A 15,591-nucleotide genomic window follows, 5' to 3' on the forward strand; every position below is an offset into this window, starting at 1 on the left:
TCTGCCGCCGGAGCCATACTTAATAGCTCAGGGGCTCATGAGGAACGATGCAATGCAGCTATTTATCGGCTTTGACGTGGGCGGAACCCACATCAAACACGGCGTGATTAATGAAAACGGCGAAGAACTGACATCCGATGAATATGATACGCCTGACGATGAAAGCACCTTCAAACAGAAGTGGAAAACGGTGGTGGATAAGTACCGCCAGGAGTATGAGATCGTCGGCATCGGCGTGAGTTTCCCGGGCCATATTAATCACCATACCGGCGAAGCGGCCAAAGCCGGGGCGCTGGATTATCTTGACGGCGAAAATCTGTGCGAACTTTTCGCACAGCTGACCGATCTCCCCGTCACAGCCGAGAATGACGCCAACTGCGCGGCGCTGGGCGAACGCTGGCAGGGCGCCGGTAAGGACTATGAGCATTTTGTCTGCATCACCATCGGCACCGGTATCGGCGGCGGTATCGTCATGGAGGGCGATCTCTACCGTGGGTCGCACTACCGGGCGGGCGAATTTGGCGTGCTGCCCGTGGGCAACAACGGCGAACCGATGCACGAAGTGGCGTCAGCCAGCGGCCTGATGAAAGCCTGCCGCCGCGCGCTGGCCGTGTCGGAAGAGGAGATGCCTGACGGGGAAGAGCTGTTTAAACGCATGGACAGCGACGTGCATCTGCGTGAGGCCATAGAAGAGTGGGCGCATTTCCTCTCGCGCGGCATTTATAGCGTGATATCTATGTTTGATCCACAGGCGGTGCTGATTGGCGGCGGCATTAGCGAGCAGGAGAAAATCTATCTCCTGCTGGATAAATACCTACAGCGATTCGAAGAGTGGGAGGCGCTCCGGGTGCCCATCCTTCCCTGCAAGCTGGGTAACCAGGCGGGAAGGCTGGGCGCGGTCTGGCTGGCTAAACAGAAGCAGGCGCGCAGCGCTTAACGCTTACGGAAATAACTGCGCGTCGCGTAGCACATGGTCATTGCCGCGACGACGCGTAAACCCGATGCGGTTGAAATACTCCAGGATCTGAATCGCCAGTTTGCGTCCCACGTTCAGCCGATCGCGAAAATCTGCGGCGCAGGTTGATCCGCGCGCCTGATCCAGCTCCCGGATCAGGTTCGCAAACGCGACGATCCGATCGTTGCGGTAATAACGATCTTTCACGATCGCCACAATCATCCCCTGCTGTGCCGCATGGCGCAGTACCTGACGCATCAGCTGCTCGTCGGTATGGGTTTCACGCGCCAGATCGCGCACCCACCACGGTTCATCGCCAAACAGCGCCGCGACTTTTTGCCAGACCGCGTCCTGCTCAGCGGTAAAACCGGCCTTGTGTTCCGGCAGGTGTAGCCAGCCGTGGTGACTGTTAATCACGCCGCTTTCACGCATGTTTTCAATCAGCAACAGCACCAGCGCATCATCTTCCATGGGCAACGCCATGCGCCGCAAACGCTCGCGGCCCGGGCCTGGCTCATCCTGATGCTGTTCATGGTAGGTCGCCAGTGTGCTCAGCACTTTGCGCTGCCAGCGCGCCGCCACCGGCGCGTTCAGCAGGCGGTTACCGGCCTGAATAAACCCTGGCTCCTGCGTCAGAAGACGCAATCCTTCGCCGCTAAGCTGGCGCGCCCAGGCGAACGCCGCCAGATCCACCGCACCACGCTCAAGGTGGATATCTAACGCAGACTTATCGTCGCTTGCCTTCGCCAGCGCGGCCAGCCACTGTAAATACTCGGGCTTACGCTTGCCGCGACGGGGCGGATCCAGCATGACCACGCGCGCCCCCGCCAGCGTTTCCCGCGCCGAAATATCACGCAGAACCAGGCGATCGTTATCCGCCAGCCAGAGCGGGGAGTCGAACACCAGCTCGGCGAGATCGTTTTCCAGCAGCGACACACGCCCGGTGATGTGGCTGGCCGCGTGGTGGATGTGCAGCGGCTGCCACTGGGTCAGCGGCGTGTGGGTCTGGAGTGAAACGATGATCCGTTCAGAAGGCTCCGGCGGCGCGTCGGCCAGCAGCCAGTCGCCGCGGTTAAGCTGGTCTTTTTCGGCATCACCGGCAATATTCAGGGCGATACGCTGCCCGGCGTAGGCCCGCTCTACCGGCTGGTTTTGCGCATGAAGCCCACGCACGCGCATCGGTGTGTTCACGCCCGTCAGCCACAGGGTATCGCCCACGTTCACTTCGCCGCTCAGCGCGGTGCCGGTCACCACCAGCCCAGCCCCTTTCACGGTGAATGCCCTGTCGATCGCCAGACGGAACCGGTGATGGCTGGCCTGTTCACGAGACGGGATCTGCTGCAAATGGTCGCGAAGGGCGTCGATACCGCGGCCTTCTGTCGCCACGGTGACAAACAGTGCGGCATCCTCAAAACCGTATTCAGCCAGTGCCGCCAGTACCTCTTCACGCACCTCGTCGATACGCGCCTCGTCCACACGGTCCGCTTTGGTGAGGGCGACGGTCAACTGCGGGTTTCCCGTCAGCTGGAGGATCGCCAGATGCTCGCGCGTTTGCGCCATCACCCCGTCATCGCATGCAACCACCAGCAGCGCGTGATCGATACCGCCCACGCCCGCGAGCATATTGGAAAGAAACTTCTCGTGACCGGGCACGTCGATAAAACCCAGCACGCGACCATCGGGCTGCGGCCAGTAGGCATAACCCAGGTCAATGGTCATGCCGCGCTTTTTCTCTTCCGGCAGGCGATCGGCATTCACGCCCGTAATGGCCTGCAATAACGTGGTTTTGCCGTGGTCAACGTGACCGGCGGTGGCAATAATCATTTCAACATCATCTCCAGAAACCGCTTTTCATCTTCCAGACAGCGTAAATCCAGCCACATGCGGCCATCACCGATACGGCCTATCACCGGCGTCGGTAATGCGCGCCAGCGTGCCGAGAGCGCCTCAAGCTGGCTTCCGCGTCCGTCGCGCGGGGTGAACGTCAGCGCTTCGCTCGGTAACCTGTCCACGGGCAGCGAGCCACTGCCAATTTGCGACAGGCAAGGCTCGATACGAACGTCAAACTCAGGGTAATGAGGAGCAACCTGCGGCAGTAGCGCTTCCGCCTGCGCGCGAATGGAGGCCGTATCACGGCTCAGCAAACGCAACGTGGGCAGGCGGTCAGCCAGTTTCTCCGGGTAGAGATAGAGCCGCAGCGTGGCTTCCAGCGCGGCCAGCGTCATTTTATCAGCACGCAGAGCACGCTTCAGTGGATGCTGCTGTAGCTGCGCAATCAGCTCGCGCCTGCCGACGATAATCCCCGCCTGCGGCCCGCCCAGCAGTTTATCGCCGGAGAAACTGACCAGGCTGACGCCCGCGGCGATCATCTCCTGCACCATCGGCTCTTTCGGCAGCCCGAACTGGCGCATATCCACCAGCGACCCGCTGCCGAGATCGGCAATCACCGGCACGTTTAGCTCGCGCCCGATGGCGGCCAGGTCGGCCTCTTCCACCGTTTTGGTAAACCCTTCGATATGGTAATTGCTGGTATGCACTTTCATCAGCAGCGCGGTATTTTCATTCACCGCCGCGCGATAATCTTTTGCATGGGTACGGTTGGTTGTACCCACTTCATGCAGCGTGCAACCCGCCTGGCGCATGACGTCCGGAATACGAAACGCTCCGCCGATCTCCACCAGCTCGCCGCGAGAGACGACAACCTCTTTTCCGCTCGCGGTGGCCGCCAGCATTAACAGCACCGCCGCCGCGTTGTTATTCACGATGCAGGCATCTTCCGCGCCGGTGATCTGGCAGAGAAGATCTGCCAGCGCGCGGTCGCGATGCCCACGTCCGGCGCCGTCCAGATCGTACTCCAGCGTCACCGGCGAGCGCATGGCCTGGGTGACGGCCTCTATTGCCTCTTCTGCCTGCTGTGCCCGCCCCAGATTGGTGTGCAGTACCGTGCCCGTCAGGTTAATGACCGGGCGCAACGCGCTTTGCGCATGCTTGCTCAGCCTGCGTTCAACTTCCTGCGCCCACGCCACGCACCAGCCGGGTAGCGCATTCTCAGCCTGAATATGGCGACGCGCGTCGTCCTGAAGCTGGCGTAGCATGTCGACCGTTGCAGTATGGCCAAACTGCTCCAGCACCGCCGTAATGCGCGGGTCACGAAGCAGACGATCGGTAGCGGGGATCTGGCTGTAGAGGGAATGATGAGTAGTCATGAATGCGCCTGGCGAGTAAATATCTTCCCCCCTCCCGACGGGAGAGGGAGTTAACATGTGGGGGGATTGTACCGCCTCCCGCCAGGAAGTGTTATAACCCGCATCAAGCCTTTGGTGGTTCCGTCCGGGCAAAACTTTCGCGCTGGAAGAGCGTCTCCGCCAGTTTGACCAGCAGTGGACGATCCACGCACCAGCCCGGGGAGACGCGGCGGAAATTGAGGTAGCCAATGGCGCAGGCGATGGCGATCGTCGCCAGATTCAGGCTATCGCTCTGAATTTTACCGTCGCGGATCAGCTGTTCGCACCTGTCCAGGCTGCGGCTGATTTTTTCACGCTGGCGCAGCAGTTCATTTTCTGACTGCTGGGCGGCGGGCCTTGCCTGCTCGCGTACGGACGTTAGCGCCGCATCCATAATGCCATCCGCCAGGGCTTCAATTTGCTTCATCGCCAGCGCCGCTTTTGGCTCCGTCGGCAGCATGGCTGGCGCAACGCCAAGCAGCTCGATGTACTCCGCAATGATCGGGGAATCAAACCAGTAGTCGCCCTCGTCCGTTACCAGCGCCGGGACTTTCCCCAGCGGGTTGTACTGCGCAACGCCGTTCTCTGCGTTGTAGGGCTGTTCATTCACGAATTCAAATTCAATTCCTTTCTCCAGCAGGAGAATCGAAATCTTACGCACGAAAGGACTGGTGTAACTGCCGATGAGTTTCATTGCTTATCCTTAATGCCCACAAAGAGGTCAGTATGGATCAAGCCGTGAAAAAAGGCAGGTATGCATCTCGCATTCCTGCCCTCCAACGCTTAATGGTCGAGGTAAAGGTAGTGCATCCAGCTGGTCATACGCAGCAATACCTTACGCATCACCGAGACGTGGGCGAAGTGGTCGGAATAGACAGCCACCTGGGCATAGATGCCGTCAGGCAGCGCATCAACATCCGCGTTCGGTTCCAGTTCGATAAGCGCCTGCACCCCATCCGTACCCGGCGCCACCGTCAGCGACTGTAACACCCCCTGTGCCTGATAGGTTCCTCCCGGCACCACCGGCAGGATGCTGGTAAGCTTGCCGGAGAACACCCGGCCCGGCAGCGCGTTGAACACCACTTCCGCTTCGTCACCAGGCTTCAGACGCAGTAATGAGTTCTGGCGGAACTGAGCGATAATCTGGCGTTTCTGTTCGGGAATAAACACCATCACCGGACGCAGCGGCAGCGCCGCAGCGTAGGTTCCCGGGCGGATAAGGACCTGCGTGACGTAGCCGTTGCCTGGCGCGCGGACCACCGTCTGTTCCAGGTTATAGGTGGCCTCGGCCAGTTGCGCACGAAGCGAAGCAATTTGCGACTGCTCGCCGTTGACCATACTGTCTAACTGACTCTGGATCTGGGTCTGTTCAGCAACCGAGCCTTTTACCAGCGCATCCTGCGCCAGATAGTTCTGCCGTGCGTTATCGATATCGCTTTCAGAGAACGGATTGACCTTCGCCCGGCTGCCTTTGACGTAGCGCTGATAATCTTTATACAGCCGGTCGCGTTCAGCAGACACGCGGGTCGTGTTGGCCTGCGCCTCAGAGAGCTGGGCTTTAAGTACATCAATATTGTGCGTGGCGGTAACCAGATCGGCTTTCAGCCTGTCGACGCGCGCCTGATACTTACCCGGATCGAGTTTAAATAACACTTCGCCCTTTTTAATAAGCTGGTTATTTTTATGGGTCACTTCACTGACCACGCCAGTGACCTGCGGCGTAATGGGGATTGAAATAACCGCTTTTTGCGCCGTAAAGGTATAGGGATGGTTATAGTTCATTAACAGAATCAGCCCCGCCACAATAAATATTCCGCCTAATGACGCGGTGGCGAGCGTCCACTGATTTACCGGAATACGGAATATTTTAAAAATAGCCCAGGCGAAGGCCACATAGGTCAGAATAATCAACAGATCCATGATTATCGCTCCAGCGTGTTTTTATCGACCACGGGCTGCACGGCGGCGAGCTTTTGCTCAAGCTCGGTGACGCGTTTCGCAAGGGCATCAACGTCAGAGGGTCGGTCTGACGGCTGAATGTGGTTTTGCATACCCCAGCCGCGATCTTCCCGGTACAGCGTGGCCCAAATCCACAGGAAGGGCCAGATGGCATGGAGCGTAAACAGGCTGATCCAGCCAGCCGTATGGATAGCATCCGCATGGGGATGATTACGTTTTTTCGCCATATTATAGGGAATATCATGAATAGCGATGATCCCGTAGAACAGAACCAGGAACACGAAAATTAATATGCCCAGCGCGAAATAGTTGAGAAACATAGTCTCCTCGCTTACACAACGTCAACTCATTAATTGAATAAATTGATGCGCAACCTGATTAATTTATTTATTTTTAAACAAACAGGCTGCGGCTATTATTTCAGAGCCGGGAAGTATCGTTTCTTATAATAACTGCATGCAAGTTTATAAACGTGTCAAAATATAACCTGAATAAAAATATATTTACGCTTACGATATGAGCGTAATCCAGGTTTTCGCTTTTCGCCATACAACATTTTGGCGCATTTGGCTTAGCGATTAATGTTGCTTTTTTACAGGGTGCCGCACTGCGACACGCAGAAAATGACTGCGCTCGCAGCGGGAGGAATCGGAATAAAAATATTTTGTGAATCAAATCACAATCTGGAAACAAACAGCCAACTTAACATTGTGATAGAAATCACAAAACACCGCCCATTTTGGCGTAATTCTGAGCGATGTATTTTTTTTACACACTCATTATGTGATCGCGATCACTTCATTAATATCCTCACCCCCTACATTTACGTGATTCAGATCACACAAAATTCCGCTATCTGGACAGTTGAACGATTCAGTGCCAGATTTCACAGCATCAGAACAGGGCCCGGCTACCTCTGCCGCCGCACATTAACGATAAACCTCGGGCCGCAAGCCTAAGCGTAAACATAAGAAGGGGTGTTTTATGTCATCCGATTTCAAGATCAAAGTGCAAAGCTTTGGTCGTTTCCTCAGCAACATGGTGATGCCAAATATCGGCGCGTTTATCGCGTGGGGTATTATCACCGCATTATTTATTCCGACAGGGTGGTTGCCTAACGAAACGCTGGCGAAACTTGTTGGCCCAATGATTACATACCTGCTGCCGCTGCTTATCGGTTATACCGGTGGTCGTCTGGTGGGCGGTGACCGTGGTGGTGTCGTGGGTGCCATCACAACCATGGGGGTTATCGTCGGTGCGGATATGCCGATGTTCCTCGGTGCGATGATTGCCGGTCCTCTGGGCGGCTGGGCAATTAAGAAATTCGACGTCTGGGTTGATGGCAAGATCAAATCCGGCTTCGAAATGCTGGTGAATAACTTCTCCGCGGGCATCATCGGGATGATCCTCGCGATTCTGGCGTTCCTCGGCATTGGCCCGGCGGTTGAAGTGCTGTCCAAGCTGCTGGCGGCGGGCGTTAACTTCATGGTGGCACACGACATGCTGCCGCTGGCGTCTATCTTCGTTGAACCGGCGAAAATCCTGTTCCTCAACAACGCCATCAACCACGGTATCTTCTCACCGCTGGGTATTCAGCAGTCACACGATCTCGGCAAGTCCATCTTCTTCCTGATTGAAGCGAACCCGGGTCCCGGTATGGGCGTTCTGCTGGCCTATATGTTCTTCGGTCGCGGCAGCGCAAAACAGTCTGCTGGCGGTGCGGCGATCATTCACTTCCTGGGCGGTATTCACGAAATTTACTTCCCGTATGTGCTGATGAACCCACGTCTGATCCTGGCCGTTATTCTCGGCGGTATGACCGGCGTGTTCACCCTGAGCGTGCTGGGCGGTGGTCTGGTGTCTCCTGCTTCTCCAGGCTCTATCCTGGCGGTGCTGGCGATGACCCCGAAAGGCGCCTACTTCGCGAACATCGCGGCGATCTGTGCGGCCATGGCGGTCTCCTTCGTGGTCTCCGCTATCCTGCTGAAAACCAGCAAGGTGAAAGAAGACGACGATATCGAAGCGGCAACCCGTCGTATGCATGACATGAAAGCCGAATCCAAAGGCGCTACGCCGCTGGCGGCGGGTGATGTCTCTAACGACCTGAGCCACGTGCGTAAAATCATCGTGGCCTGTGATGCCGGTATGGGCTCCAGCGCCATGGGTGCGGGCGTGCTGCGTAAGAAAGTGCAGGATGCGAGTCTGACCAACATCTCCGTCACCAACAGCGCGATTAACAGCCTGCCACCGGACGTTGACCTGGTGATCACGCACCGCGATCTGACCGAACGCGCAATGCGTCAGGTGCCGCAGGCGCAGCACATTTCCCTGACCAACTTCCTCGACAGCGGCCTGTACTCCAGCCTGACTGAACGTCTGGTAGCGGCGCAGCGTCATGAAGATAACGAAGTGAAAGTGCGCACCAGCCTGCAAGACAGCTTCGACGAGAGCAACGCGCATCTGTTCAAACTGGGCGCAGAAAACATCTTCCTCGGCCGCACGGCGACCAATAAAGAAGAGGCCATTCGCTTCGCCGGTGAGCAGCTGGTGAAAGGCGGCTACGTTCAGCCAGAATACGTTGACGCGATGCTGGAACGCGAAAAACTGACCCCAACCTACCTGGGTGAATCCATCGCGGTTCCACACGGTACGGTGGAAGCGAAAGATCGCGTGCTGAAAACCGGCGTGGTGTTCTGTCAGTATCCTGACGGCGTACGCTTCGGTGAAGAAGAGGACGACATCGCCCGTCTGGTGATTGGTATCGCCGCTCGCAACAACGAGCATATCCAGGTGATTACCAGCCTGACCAACGCGCTGGACGACGAAACCGTCATCGAGCGCCTGGCCAACACCACCAGCGTGGAAGAAGTTCTGGCCCTGCTCAACAAATAGCAGCGCCTCTTCCCTCTCCCCTTTGGGGAGAGGGCTAGGGTGAGGGGAAAACGTTCCTCACCCCAGCCCTCTCGGGTAAAAACATTGATGAAGGTTAACACTATGAAAGCATTACATTTTGGCGCAGGTAATATCGGTCGTGGCTTTATCGGTAAACTGCTGGCAGACGCGGGCATTACCCTGACATTCGCCGATGTGAATCAGGTGGTTCTGGATGCCCTGAATGCCCGTCATAGCTATCAGGTTCACGTGGTGGGTGAAAACGAGCAGGTTGAAACGGTCTCTGGCGTCAATGCGGTGAGCAGCATTGGCGACGACGTGATCGACCTCATCGCGAACGTTGACCTCGTCACCACTGCCGTGGGTCCGGTAGTACTTGAGCGTATCGCCCCGGCGGTTGCGAAAGGCCTGGCGAAACGTAAAGCGCAGGGCGTTGAAGCTCCGCTGAACATCATCGCCTGTGAAAACATGGTGCGCGGCACCACGCAGCTGAAAGGCCACGTTCTTGCGGCCGTTGCAGACGAAGATAAAGCCTGGGTTGAAGCGCACGTCGGGTTTGTGGATTCCGCCGTTGACCGCATCGTTCCGCCGTCCGAATCCGCCACCAACGACCCGCTGGAAGTGACCGTGGAAACCTTCAGCGAGTGGATCGTTGATAAAACCCAGTTCAAGGGCACGCTGCCAACCATTCCGGGAATGGAATTAACCGATAACCTGATGGCATTTGTCGAACGTAAACTCTTCACGCTGAACACCGGGCATGCTATAACCGCGTACCTCGGGAAATTGGCCGGTCATCAGACGATTCGTGACGCGATCCTCGATGAGAACATCCGTGCGGTGGTCAAAGGGGCAATGGAAGAGAGCGGCGCGGTGCTGATCAAACGCTACGGTTTTGATGCTGACAAACACGCAGCATACATCCAGAAAATCCTCGGTCGTTTTGAAAACCCGTATCTGAAAGATGACGTTGAGCGCGTGGGTCGTCAGCCGCTGCGTAAACTGAGCGCGGGCGACCGCCTGATTAAACCGCTGCTGGGCACGCTGGAATACGGCCTGCCGCACGCCAGCCTGGTGAAAGGGATTGCCGCCGCCATGCACTACCGCAGCGAGCAGGATCCGCAGGCGATTGAGCTGGCTCAGCTGATTGATGACAAAGGCGCGCAGGCGGCGCTGGCGCAGATCTCCGGTCTGGATGCCAACAGTGACGTGGTTGCGGAGGCGGTCAGCGTATATAACGCAACCAAATGATGCAGAGTCCGGCGCAGGTTAGCCTGCGCCCGAATAACAGATTGTCAGATATGCAGGCAATAATGGAACAAACCCAGGCCTTTGAAAATCGTGTGCTTGAGCGTCTGAATGCTGGCAAAACCGTACGAAGCTTCCTGATTGCCGCCGTTGAGCTGTTAACCGAGGCGGTGAACATTCTGGTGCTTCAGGTGTTTCGCAAAGACGACTACGCGGTAAAGTATGCTGTAGAACCGTTACTGGACGGAGACGGACCGCTGGGCGATTTATCGGTACGGCTGAAGCTGATTTACGGTCTTGGCGTGCTGAACCGCCAGGAGTATGAAGACGCCGAGCTGTTAATGGCGCTGCGCGAAGAGCTTAATCATGACGGTAACGAGTACACCTTTACCGATGATGAGATTCTGGGCCCCTTCGGCGAACTACACTGCGTATCCGCGCTTCCTCCCGCACCGACGTTTGATAACAGCGACCCTGAGCTGTACGCGATGCAAAAGCTGCGTTATCAACAGGTTGTCCGCTCCACCATGGTGCTTTCCCTGACTGAGCTGATTTCTAAAATCAGCTTAAAAAAAGCGTTTCAGAAGTAAGCCCGCACACATTGGTGTATCCTTCCCTGTAAATTCCCCGTTTTCAGAGTTATTTGTCATGAAAGAAGTCGAAAAGAACGAAATTAAACGCCTGAGCGACCGCCTGGATCTGATCCGCCATCAGATGGCTGGCCTCTCCCTGGTCGATTCCGCCGAAAAATATGCCGAGCTGGAAAAAGAGTCCGTGAAGCTGGAGGCGGAAATTGAGCGTCTGCGCGAAGTGAAAGGCCAGAAGCTGAGTAAAGAAGCGCAGAAGCTGATGAACATGCCGCATCGCCGCGCGATCACCAAAAAAGAGCAGGCCGACATGGGCAAGCTGAAGAAGAGCGTCCGTGGCCTGGTGGTGGTGCACCCGATGACCGAGCTTGGCCGCGAAATGGGCCTGAAAGAGATGACGGGCTTTTGTAAGACCGAATTTTGATCGCTCTCCCCTGCCGCTGCGGCAGGGGAAACTCAGTTGTAAATCAGGTTAAACGTCGCCATCGCATCCGCTTTTCCCGCCGTCACGTTCTCTTCCGTCTGAATATAATGCGCATCAAACCAGAAGGTCTGCGTCTGGTTATCCCCCACTTGCCCAAGCGCTGATACCTGCGGGATGTTCCACTGTACCACCTGCCCCTGAACCGAACCGGTATTGTCACCGTAGAGCAGTTCGATCCCGACACCGCTGGCGCTATCCTCCTGCTTCGACAATGCCAGTGCCCGATCGTTGGCCGGAGTGGTATCGCCAAAGAACCCCACCTTAACCGCCGTGTTATTTTCGCAGGTCACCGGAATGCTGAAGCGTCCGCCACCGGCCCGTGAACCTGTGCCGTGAAATTCACGCTGGCTCACGCTCCCCATGGGAACAAGAATGCTGCGAGAGCCTACTGAACAGCTGGTACGCCTGACGGTGAAGCTGGCGAGATGGATCTGTACCGGTATCGCCACATTGGTGGCGCTGGCTTGATTTTCTCCCGCCTGCAATATCAGCGATCCCACATTTTGCTCCTGGGAATTGGCGTTATCATCAGGCATGGCGCTGGTCGTTGGAATTTTATAAAACACCACCCAGAACTGCATTTTGTACGTTGAGGCGCTGGCAAAGGCGGGGTTTTGCGATGCGTCGCATATGCGCCGGGACTCATTGCCATTCATCTGACTTGTGCCGTCAATATAGCGTATCGCATCGGCGCCGCAGTACTGCTGCTCCCGAAATCCCAGCGCGTAGCCAATGCCGTCAATTTGGGTTTTATAGACGTGACGTGACGCGCCGTCCTCACCTACTACGGTGCCGACGGGGTTATCCATGTCGACAAAGCCGATACTCCGCCAGGCGTCATTCCCGCCATCACAGCTGTAGAAATCCGCCCCGGTAGACTGTATCGGCGCAGATATCGGCGTCCAGTCCGCCGTGCCGGGTGCATACCCAATGGCGTAAGGCACCTGAACGACCCACTGATCGCGCGTGGTGTGGCAAGGCGAGGTCTGCGCATGGGCATGAAAACTCAGCATGCCAAACAGCGAAAGAAGGCTCAGATAGAAAAACCAGTGAATAAAACGACGCATGATATTCCTCTAATGGCACTCAACGGACAGCGTGGCGATACCGGGGGCCATATGCGCTTTCCCCAGTCTGAAAGGTGTCTGGCATTGCTGTTGCTCCCCGTCTTCATACCAGGTGACGCGCAGGGTGCCGCGCTCTGGTACGCCGCTCAGGTAGGCCTGACCGCCGTCAGCGACCATGCTTCGGTTTGCAGAATGGCGGTTCTGTTCCACCACTTCAGCCTGCGCGCCAAACGGCAACGGTTCGCCGTGGTAGCGCAGGGAAAACAGAACGCGATAACCAATGTGGGTTTTGTAATTGGCCAGCACCACCGCGCCGCTGGTAGGAATGAGCGTCAGGCCGCTCTGCTCAACGTCAACGTTCTCACCCAGCGTCGCCGTATCAAGACTGACGGTATTTTTGCGATACGCCGAGAGCGTTGGCATGACCGCATAGCCGCGGCTGTTGGTATGGATCCCGTTGTAGCCCTCCGGCTCAACGTTTGCCGCACCGTGCACGCGTATCAGGGCAACGGTATCGCCCAGCGGCTGGCTAAGCGTGGCGCCATACTGCGTGGCGATAACGCCTCCGGCGAGTCCGAGGCTCGCGTTGCTACCGCTTCGGCTGTGGTCATAACCGAGGCTGACGTTGCCATAACCACCGTTGTATTGCAGCGCCAGGCTGGTGCTGTCGGCTTGTCCCTCGCTGGCCTGACTCTGCTGAACGCTGTAATTAAGGTTGCGGTTCGCCAGCGCGCTGCCGTTGAGTGACACCTGCTGCGTGGTCATCCCGCGATTGTTATGGTTGATGAAGTAACTGACCGAGCTGTCCGGTAACCAGTGACCAAGCGGAACATTGACGTTAAACGACACGGTGCGATCGGGATGCTGATCAAGCGCTGAGTCGGTGTAGTCATATCCCGCGCCCCAGGAAATGCCCCGCCAGCTGGTGTACCAGCCAATATGGATGGTTTTATCCTGCCCGGAGGTATGCCAGTAATCCTGCATCCATGCCGAGACGCTGAGGCTGCCGAACTGACCCAGCGTCTGTGAGAAGGTGACCTGCGAGCGGCTACGGCGATTATTAAGTTGCAACTGTTGGCTGTCAGACTGATTCAGTTCGCCAAATTCATAGTAATTACGCGAGGCATAGCGATAACTGGCAAGACTGAAGGCGGTGCCGGTCGCGCTAAAATCTTTCTGGTACTGAATGCGCCACGCCTGCCCCATCGCGCTTATGCCGTTGGGTAAACGGCTTTTTGCCAGCGTATCGTCAATGCCCAGCGAGCCAAATGCGCCAAACCCTCTGCCTACGCCAATCGCACCGGCCTGATAGTTGTTCGCCGTGCGAAAGCCGCCATACACCGTCATCCTGGAGAGCAGACCGTAGAAGAAAGCGCCTTCAACAAACTCGGGCGAACGTGCATCGCCGGAGCCGGAGTGAAATCGTCCGGCATTGAGGCTGTATTTCAGGCTGCCCTGGCGTCGCATAAACGGCACCGCAGAATAGGGTTGGGTAAAGACGCGCGTTGAGCCGTCACTTTCCGTGACCGTAACCTGTAGATCGCCACTTTGTGCGCCGGGGAACAGATCGTTAATGATAAATGGCCCGGCGGCCACCCAGGTTTCATAGATCACATAGCCATTTTGCGAAACGGAGACTTTAGCGAAACTGTGTGCGACACCGCGGATGGTTGGTGCAAAACCGCGCTGGCTGTCGGGTAACATGCTTTCGCTTGATGAGAGCTGTACCCCGCGAAACGCCACGCTATCGAAGACATCGCCTGCGGTCCAGGCATCGCCGAGCCGCAGCTGGCTGTTAAGACGGCGAATATCCCGGGTCAGCCAGCTACTTTGCGACTGAAAATGGTCGCCACCCGCGTCGCTGTGGCTCCAGGCGGAGGTGTTGCGCAACCGCCATGCCCCCAGATTGATACCGTTACGCAGGCTCAGATAGCTGGATGTCGTGACGCCACTCTGATGACGTGCCTGGCCACCCGACAGACTGTAATCAGTAAATGCCGCCGGGATACCATCATCCCACCGTGACTGCGGCACGTAGCCACGGCTGCGGTGTTTCATCGCCGCCTGCGGCAGGCTGAGAAAAAGGCGCTGCTGGCTGAAGTCATAGGAGGTCCGCGCTGCCGGAATAAAATCCGCGAGGTGCGTGAACGTTTCTCCCTCCTGCAACCGGGAGAATGCAGGAATGGCCCTGACATTCACCCCAAGCGTTTCCAGCAGCGATACGCTAAAAACGGGTTGCAGGCTGCCTTTCTCATTGACGAAGGTGATCTCCTGATGCCGCTCCTCGCGTCCGTTAATCTCCAGCGTCACGAGCCAGGTGCCTGGCATTTGCCCGCCCTTTTCAGAGAAATAGTGCAGATCCGCCGTTTTCTGTTCGGTAGAGGAAAGCTCCAGCGCGGCGGGATCAAAATAATCCTCGGCTATCCCCGCGCGGCTGAAGCTAAGCAGCAACACCGAAAGCGGCGCGTAACGAAACAGACGAAAAGGCATGGTGTTACAGAGGCTGGGAGTGGGTGGCGGTGATGGCACCAAAATCATTAATAGCCGACCAGCTTACGCCCCCGGAGGCGGACACAGGCCATTCGCGGGTTTCCCCTGGACCGATCATGCCCGGTTGCTCAATTTTATGCCCGCCAACGGTCAGCCGATAAAAAGAGACGTAGTATGGCGTCGGGTTGGCGGCCTTAAGCCCTTTTCCCGTCCGCGAAAACGTTATTTTCTGCCAGGCAGTGGCAGCGTCCCCTTTCAGATTGTCCGGGCGGTAGAAAATTTTAAATTTAGATTTTACGTTAACCTGTAATTCGTTAGTGCTCTCTTTTGGCTTTGGCGCAATCGCTTTAATATCAAGCCAGAATACAGATTCACGATCGGTGGGCAGCGGTGTGCCGGTATATTGGATACGCAGCGTGTTGGTCTGCTCCGGATCAAGTCTGAACAGGGGTGGCGTGACAATAAATGGCGCAGCGTTATTTTTATTCTGCCCATCGCCTTCAACCCATGACTGAATAAGGTAGGGAACCGCACTTTCCATATTAGAAACAGAAAATGCCACCTCCTTGCTGTGTTGTGGGTATACGATCCGTGTTCCCCCCATTACAACGCCAGCGGAAACTGACGCAGAACTAACCATTAATGCAGTGAGCATAATATACGATAAACGTTTCATCATTATTAT

13 protein-coding genes are annotated in these 15,591 nt (G+C 56.6%); 5 read left to right on the forward strand and 8 right to left on the reverse strand.

Translation table 11 applies throughout. The features are described 5' to 3' along the window. The first annotated feature begins 52 nt into the window (after positions 1-52). Entirely contained in the window at positions 53-937 is an 885-nt protein-coding gene (locus tag ACOTX7_RS17560; protein ID WP_221256640.1) for an ROK family protein, read from the forward strand. 3 nt (positions 938-940) lie between these two features. On the opposite strand, the gene selB is transcribed toward ACOTX7_RS17560, so the two are convergent. From selB to ACOTX7_RS17585, 5 genes are all read right to left on the reverse strand, one after another. Continuing rightward, on the reverse strand, positions 941-2,779 hold the full coding sequence (selB, locus tag ACOTX7_RS17565) for a selenocysteine-specific translation elongation factor (protein ID WP_205922976.1): 1,839 nt from the start codon (positions 2,777-2,779) through the stop codon (positions 941-943). Further along, a complete protein-coding gene (gene selA / locus ACOTX7_RS17570; RefSeq protein WP_221256642.1) occupies positions 2,776-4,161 on the reverse strand; it encodes an L-seryl-tRNA(Sec) selenium transferase in 1,386 nt (461 codons plus the stop codon). The genes selB and selA overlap by 4 nt, the downstream gene beginning before the upstream one ends. Before the next feature lie 103 nt (positions 4,162-4,264). Continuing rightward, on the reverse strand, positions 4,265-4,873 hold the full coding sequence (locus ACOTX7_RS17575) for a glutathione S-transferase (protein ID WP_039274607.1): 609 nt from the start codon (positions 4,871-4,873) through the stop codon (positions 4,265-4,267). 89 nt (positions 4,874-4,962) lie between these two features. Further along, positions 4,963-6,099 carry an HlyD family secretion protein gene (locus ACOTX7_RS17580; RefSeq protein WP_006808617.1) on the reverse strand — a complete coding sequence of 379 codons (1,137 nt, stop codon included), beginning with the start codon at positions 6,097-6,099 and terminating at the stop codon, positions 4,963-4,965. Positions 6,100-6,101: 2 nt separating this feature from the next. Further along, positions 6,102-6,458, reverse strand: coding sequence for a DUF3302 domain-containing protein (locus ACOTX7_RS17585; protein WP_047354180.1), 357 nt, complete (start codon positions 6,456-6,458; stop codon positions 6,102-6,104). Positions 6,459-7,122: 664 nt separating this feature from the next. On the opposite strand from ACOTX7_RS17585, the gene ACOTX7_RS17590 reads away from it, so the two are divergent. The 4 genes from ACOTX7_RS17590 (at position 7,123) to ACOTX7_RS17605 (ending at position 11,289) form a co-directional block, all read left to right on the forward strand. After that, entirely contained in the window at positions 7,123-9,030 is a 1,908-nt protein-coding gene (locus ACOTX7_RS17590) for a PTS mannitol transporter subunit IICBA (protein WP_221256643.1), read from the forward strand. Positions 9,031-9,132: 102 nt separating this feature from the next. After that, positions 9,133-10,281, forward strand: coding sequence for a mannitol-1-phosphate 5-dehydrogenase (gene mtlD / locus ACOTX7_RS17595; protein ID WP_205925289.1), 1,149 nt, complete (start codon positions 9,133-9,135; stop codon positions 10,279-10,281). Next, entirely contained in the window at positions 10,278-10,868 is a 591-nt protein-coding gene (gene mtlR / locus ACOTX7_RS17600) for a mannitol operon repressor MtlR (protein WP_006808621.1), read from the forward strand. Before mtlD ends, mtlR begins: the two co-directional genes overlap by 4 nt. A gap of 58 nt (positions 10,869-10,926) precedes the next feature. Beyond that, positions 10,927-11,289, forward strand: a complete 363-nt coding sequence (locus tag ACOTX7_RS17605) for a YibL family ribosome-associated protein (RefSeq protein ID WP_205925290.1) — start codon at positions 10,927-10,929, stop codon at positions 11,287-11,289. Positions 11,290-11,321: 32 nt separating this feature from the next. Here ACOTX7_RS17605 and ACOTX7_RS17610 read toward each other — a convergent pair whose 3' ends face one another. The 3 genes from ACOTX7_RS17610 to ACOTX7_RS17620 are packed head-to-tail and all read right to left on the reverse strand — an operon-like array spanning position 11,322 to position 15,585. After that, complete coding sequence (locus ACOTX7_RS17610) at positions 11,322-12,416, reverse strand: fimbrial protein (RefSeq protein WP_221256644.1); 1,095 nt, start codon at positions 12,414-12,416, stop codon at positions 11,322-11,324. 9 nt (positions 12,417-12,425) lie between these two features. Beyond that, on the reverse strand, positions 12,426-14,906 hold the full coding sequence (locus ACOTX7_RS17615) for a fimbria/pilus outer membrane usher protein (protein ID WP_221256645.1): 2,481 nt from the start codon (positions 14,904-14,906) through the stop codon (positions 12,426-12,428). Positions 14,907-14,910: 4 nt separating this feature from the next. Further along, positions 14,911-15,585 carry a fimbrial biogenesis chaperone gene (locus tag ACOTX7_RS17620; protein WP_221256647.1) on the reverse strand — a complete coding sequence of 225 codons (675 nt, stop codon included), beginning with the start codon at positions 15,583-15,585 and terminating at the stop codon, positions 14,911-14,913. Positions 15,586-15,591: the final 6 nt, after the last annotated feature.

The organism is Enterobacter cloacae complex sp. IR5418 (assembly GCF_049238105.1).
In the GTDB taxonomy this organism is placed as follows: domain Bacteria; phylum Pseudomonadota; class Gammaproteobacteria; order Enterobacterales; family Enterobacteriaceae; genus Enterobacter; species Enterobacter hormaechei.

Bases quoted from the DNA above. Each gene is read 5' to 3' on its own strand.
- ACOTX7_RS17580 (WP_006808617.1), bottom strand. From the start codon at position 6,099: ATGGATCTGTTGATTATTCTGACCTATGTGGCCTTCGCCTGGGCTATT.
- selB (WP_205922976.1), bottom strand. From the start codon at position 2,779: ATGATTATTGCCACCGCCGGTCACGTTGACCACGGCAAAACCACGTTA.
- selA (WP_221256642.1), bottom strand. From the start codon at position 4,161: ATGACTACTCATCATTCCCTCTACAGCCAGATCCCCGCTACCGATCGT.
- ACOTX7_RS17605 (WP_205925290.1), top strand. From the start codon at position 10,927: ATGAAAGAAGTCGAAAAGAACGAAATTAAACGCCTGAGCGACCGCCTG.
- mtlR (WP_006808621.1), top strand. From the start codon at position 10,278: ATGATGCAGAGTCCGGCGCAGGTTAGCCTGCGCCCGAATAACAGATTG.
- ACOTX7_RS17610 (WP_221256644.1), bottom strand. From the start codon at position 12,416: ATGCGTCGTTTTATTCACTGGTTTTTCTATCTGAGCCTTCTTTCGCTG.
- ACOTX7_RS17560 (WP_221256640.1), top strand. From the start codon at position 53: ATGCAGCTATTTATCGGCTTTGACGTGGGCGGAACCCACATCAAACAC.
- mtlD (WP_205925289.1), top strand. From the start codon at position 9,133: ATGAAAGCATTACATTTTGGCGCAGGTAATATCGGTCGTGGCTTTATC.
- ACOTX7_RS17590 (WP_221256643.1), top strand. From the start codon at position 7,123: ATGTCATCCGATTTCAAGATCAAAGTGCAAAGCTTTGGTCGTTTCCTC.
- ACOTX7_RS17615 (WP_221256645.1), bottom strand. From the start codon at position 14,906: ATGCCTTTTCGTCTGTTTCGTTACGCGCCGCTTTCGGTGTTGCTGCTT.
- ACOTX7_RS17620 (WP_221256647.1), bottom strand. From the start codon at position 15,585: ATGATGAAACGTTTATCGTATATTATGCTCACTGCATTAATGGTTAGT.
- ACOTX7_RS17575 (WP_039274607.1), bottom strand. From the start codon at position 4,873: ATGAAACTCATCGGCAGTTACACCAGTCCTTTCGTGCGTAAGATTTCG.
- ACOTX7_RS17585 (WP_047354180.1), bottom strand. From the start codon at position 6,458: ATGTTTCTCAACTATTTCGCGCTGGGCATATTAATTTTCGTGTTCCTG.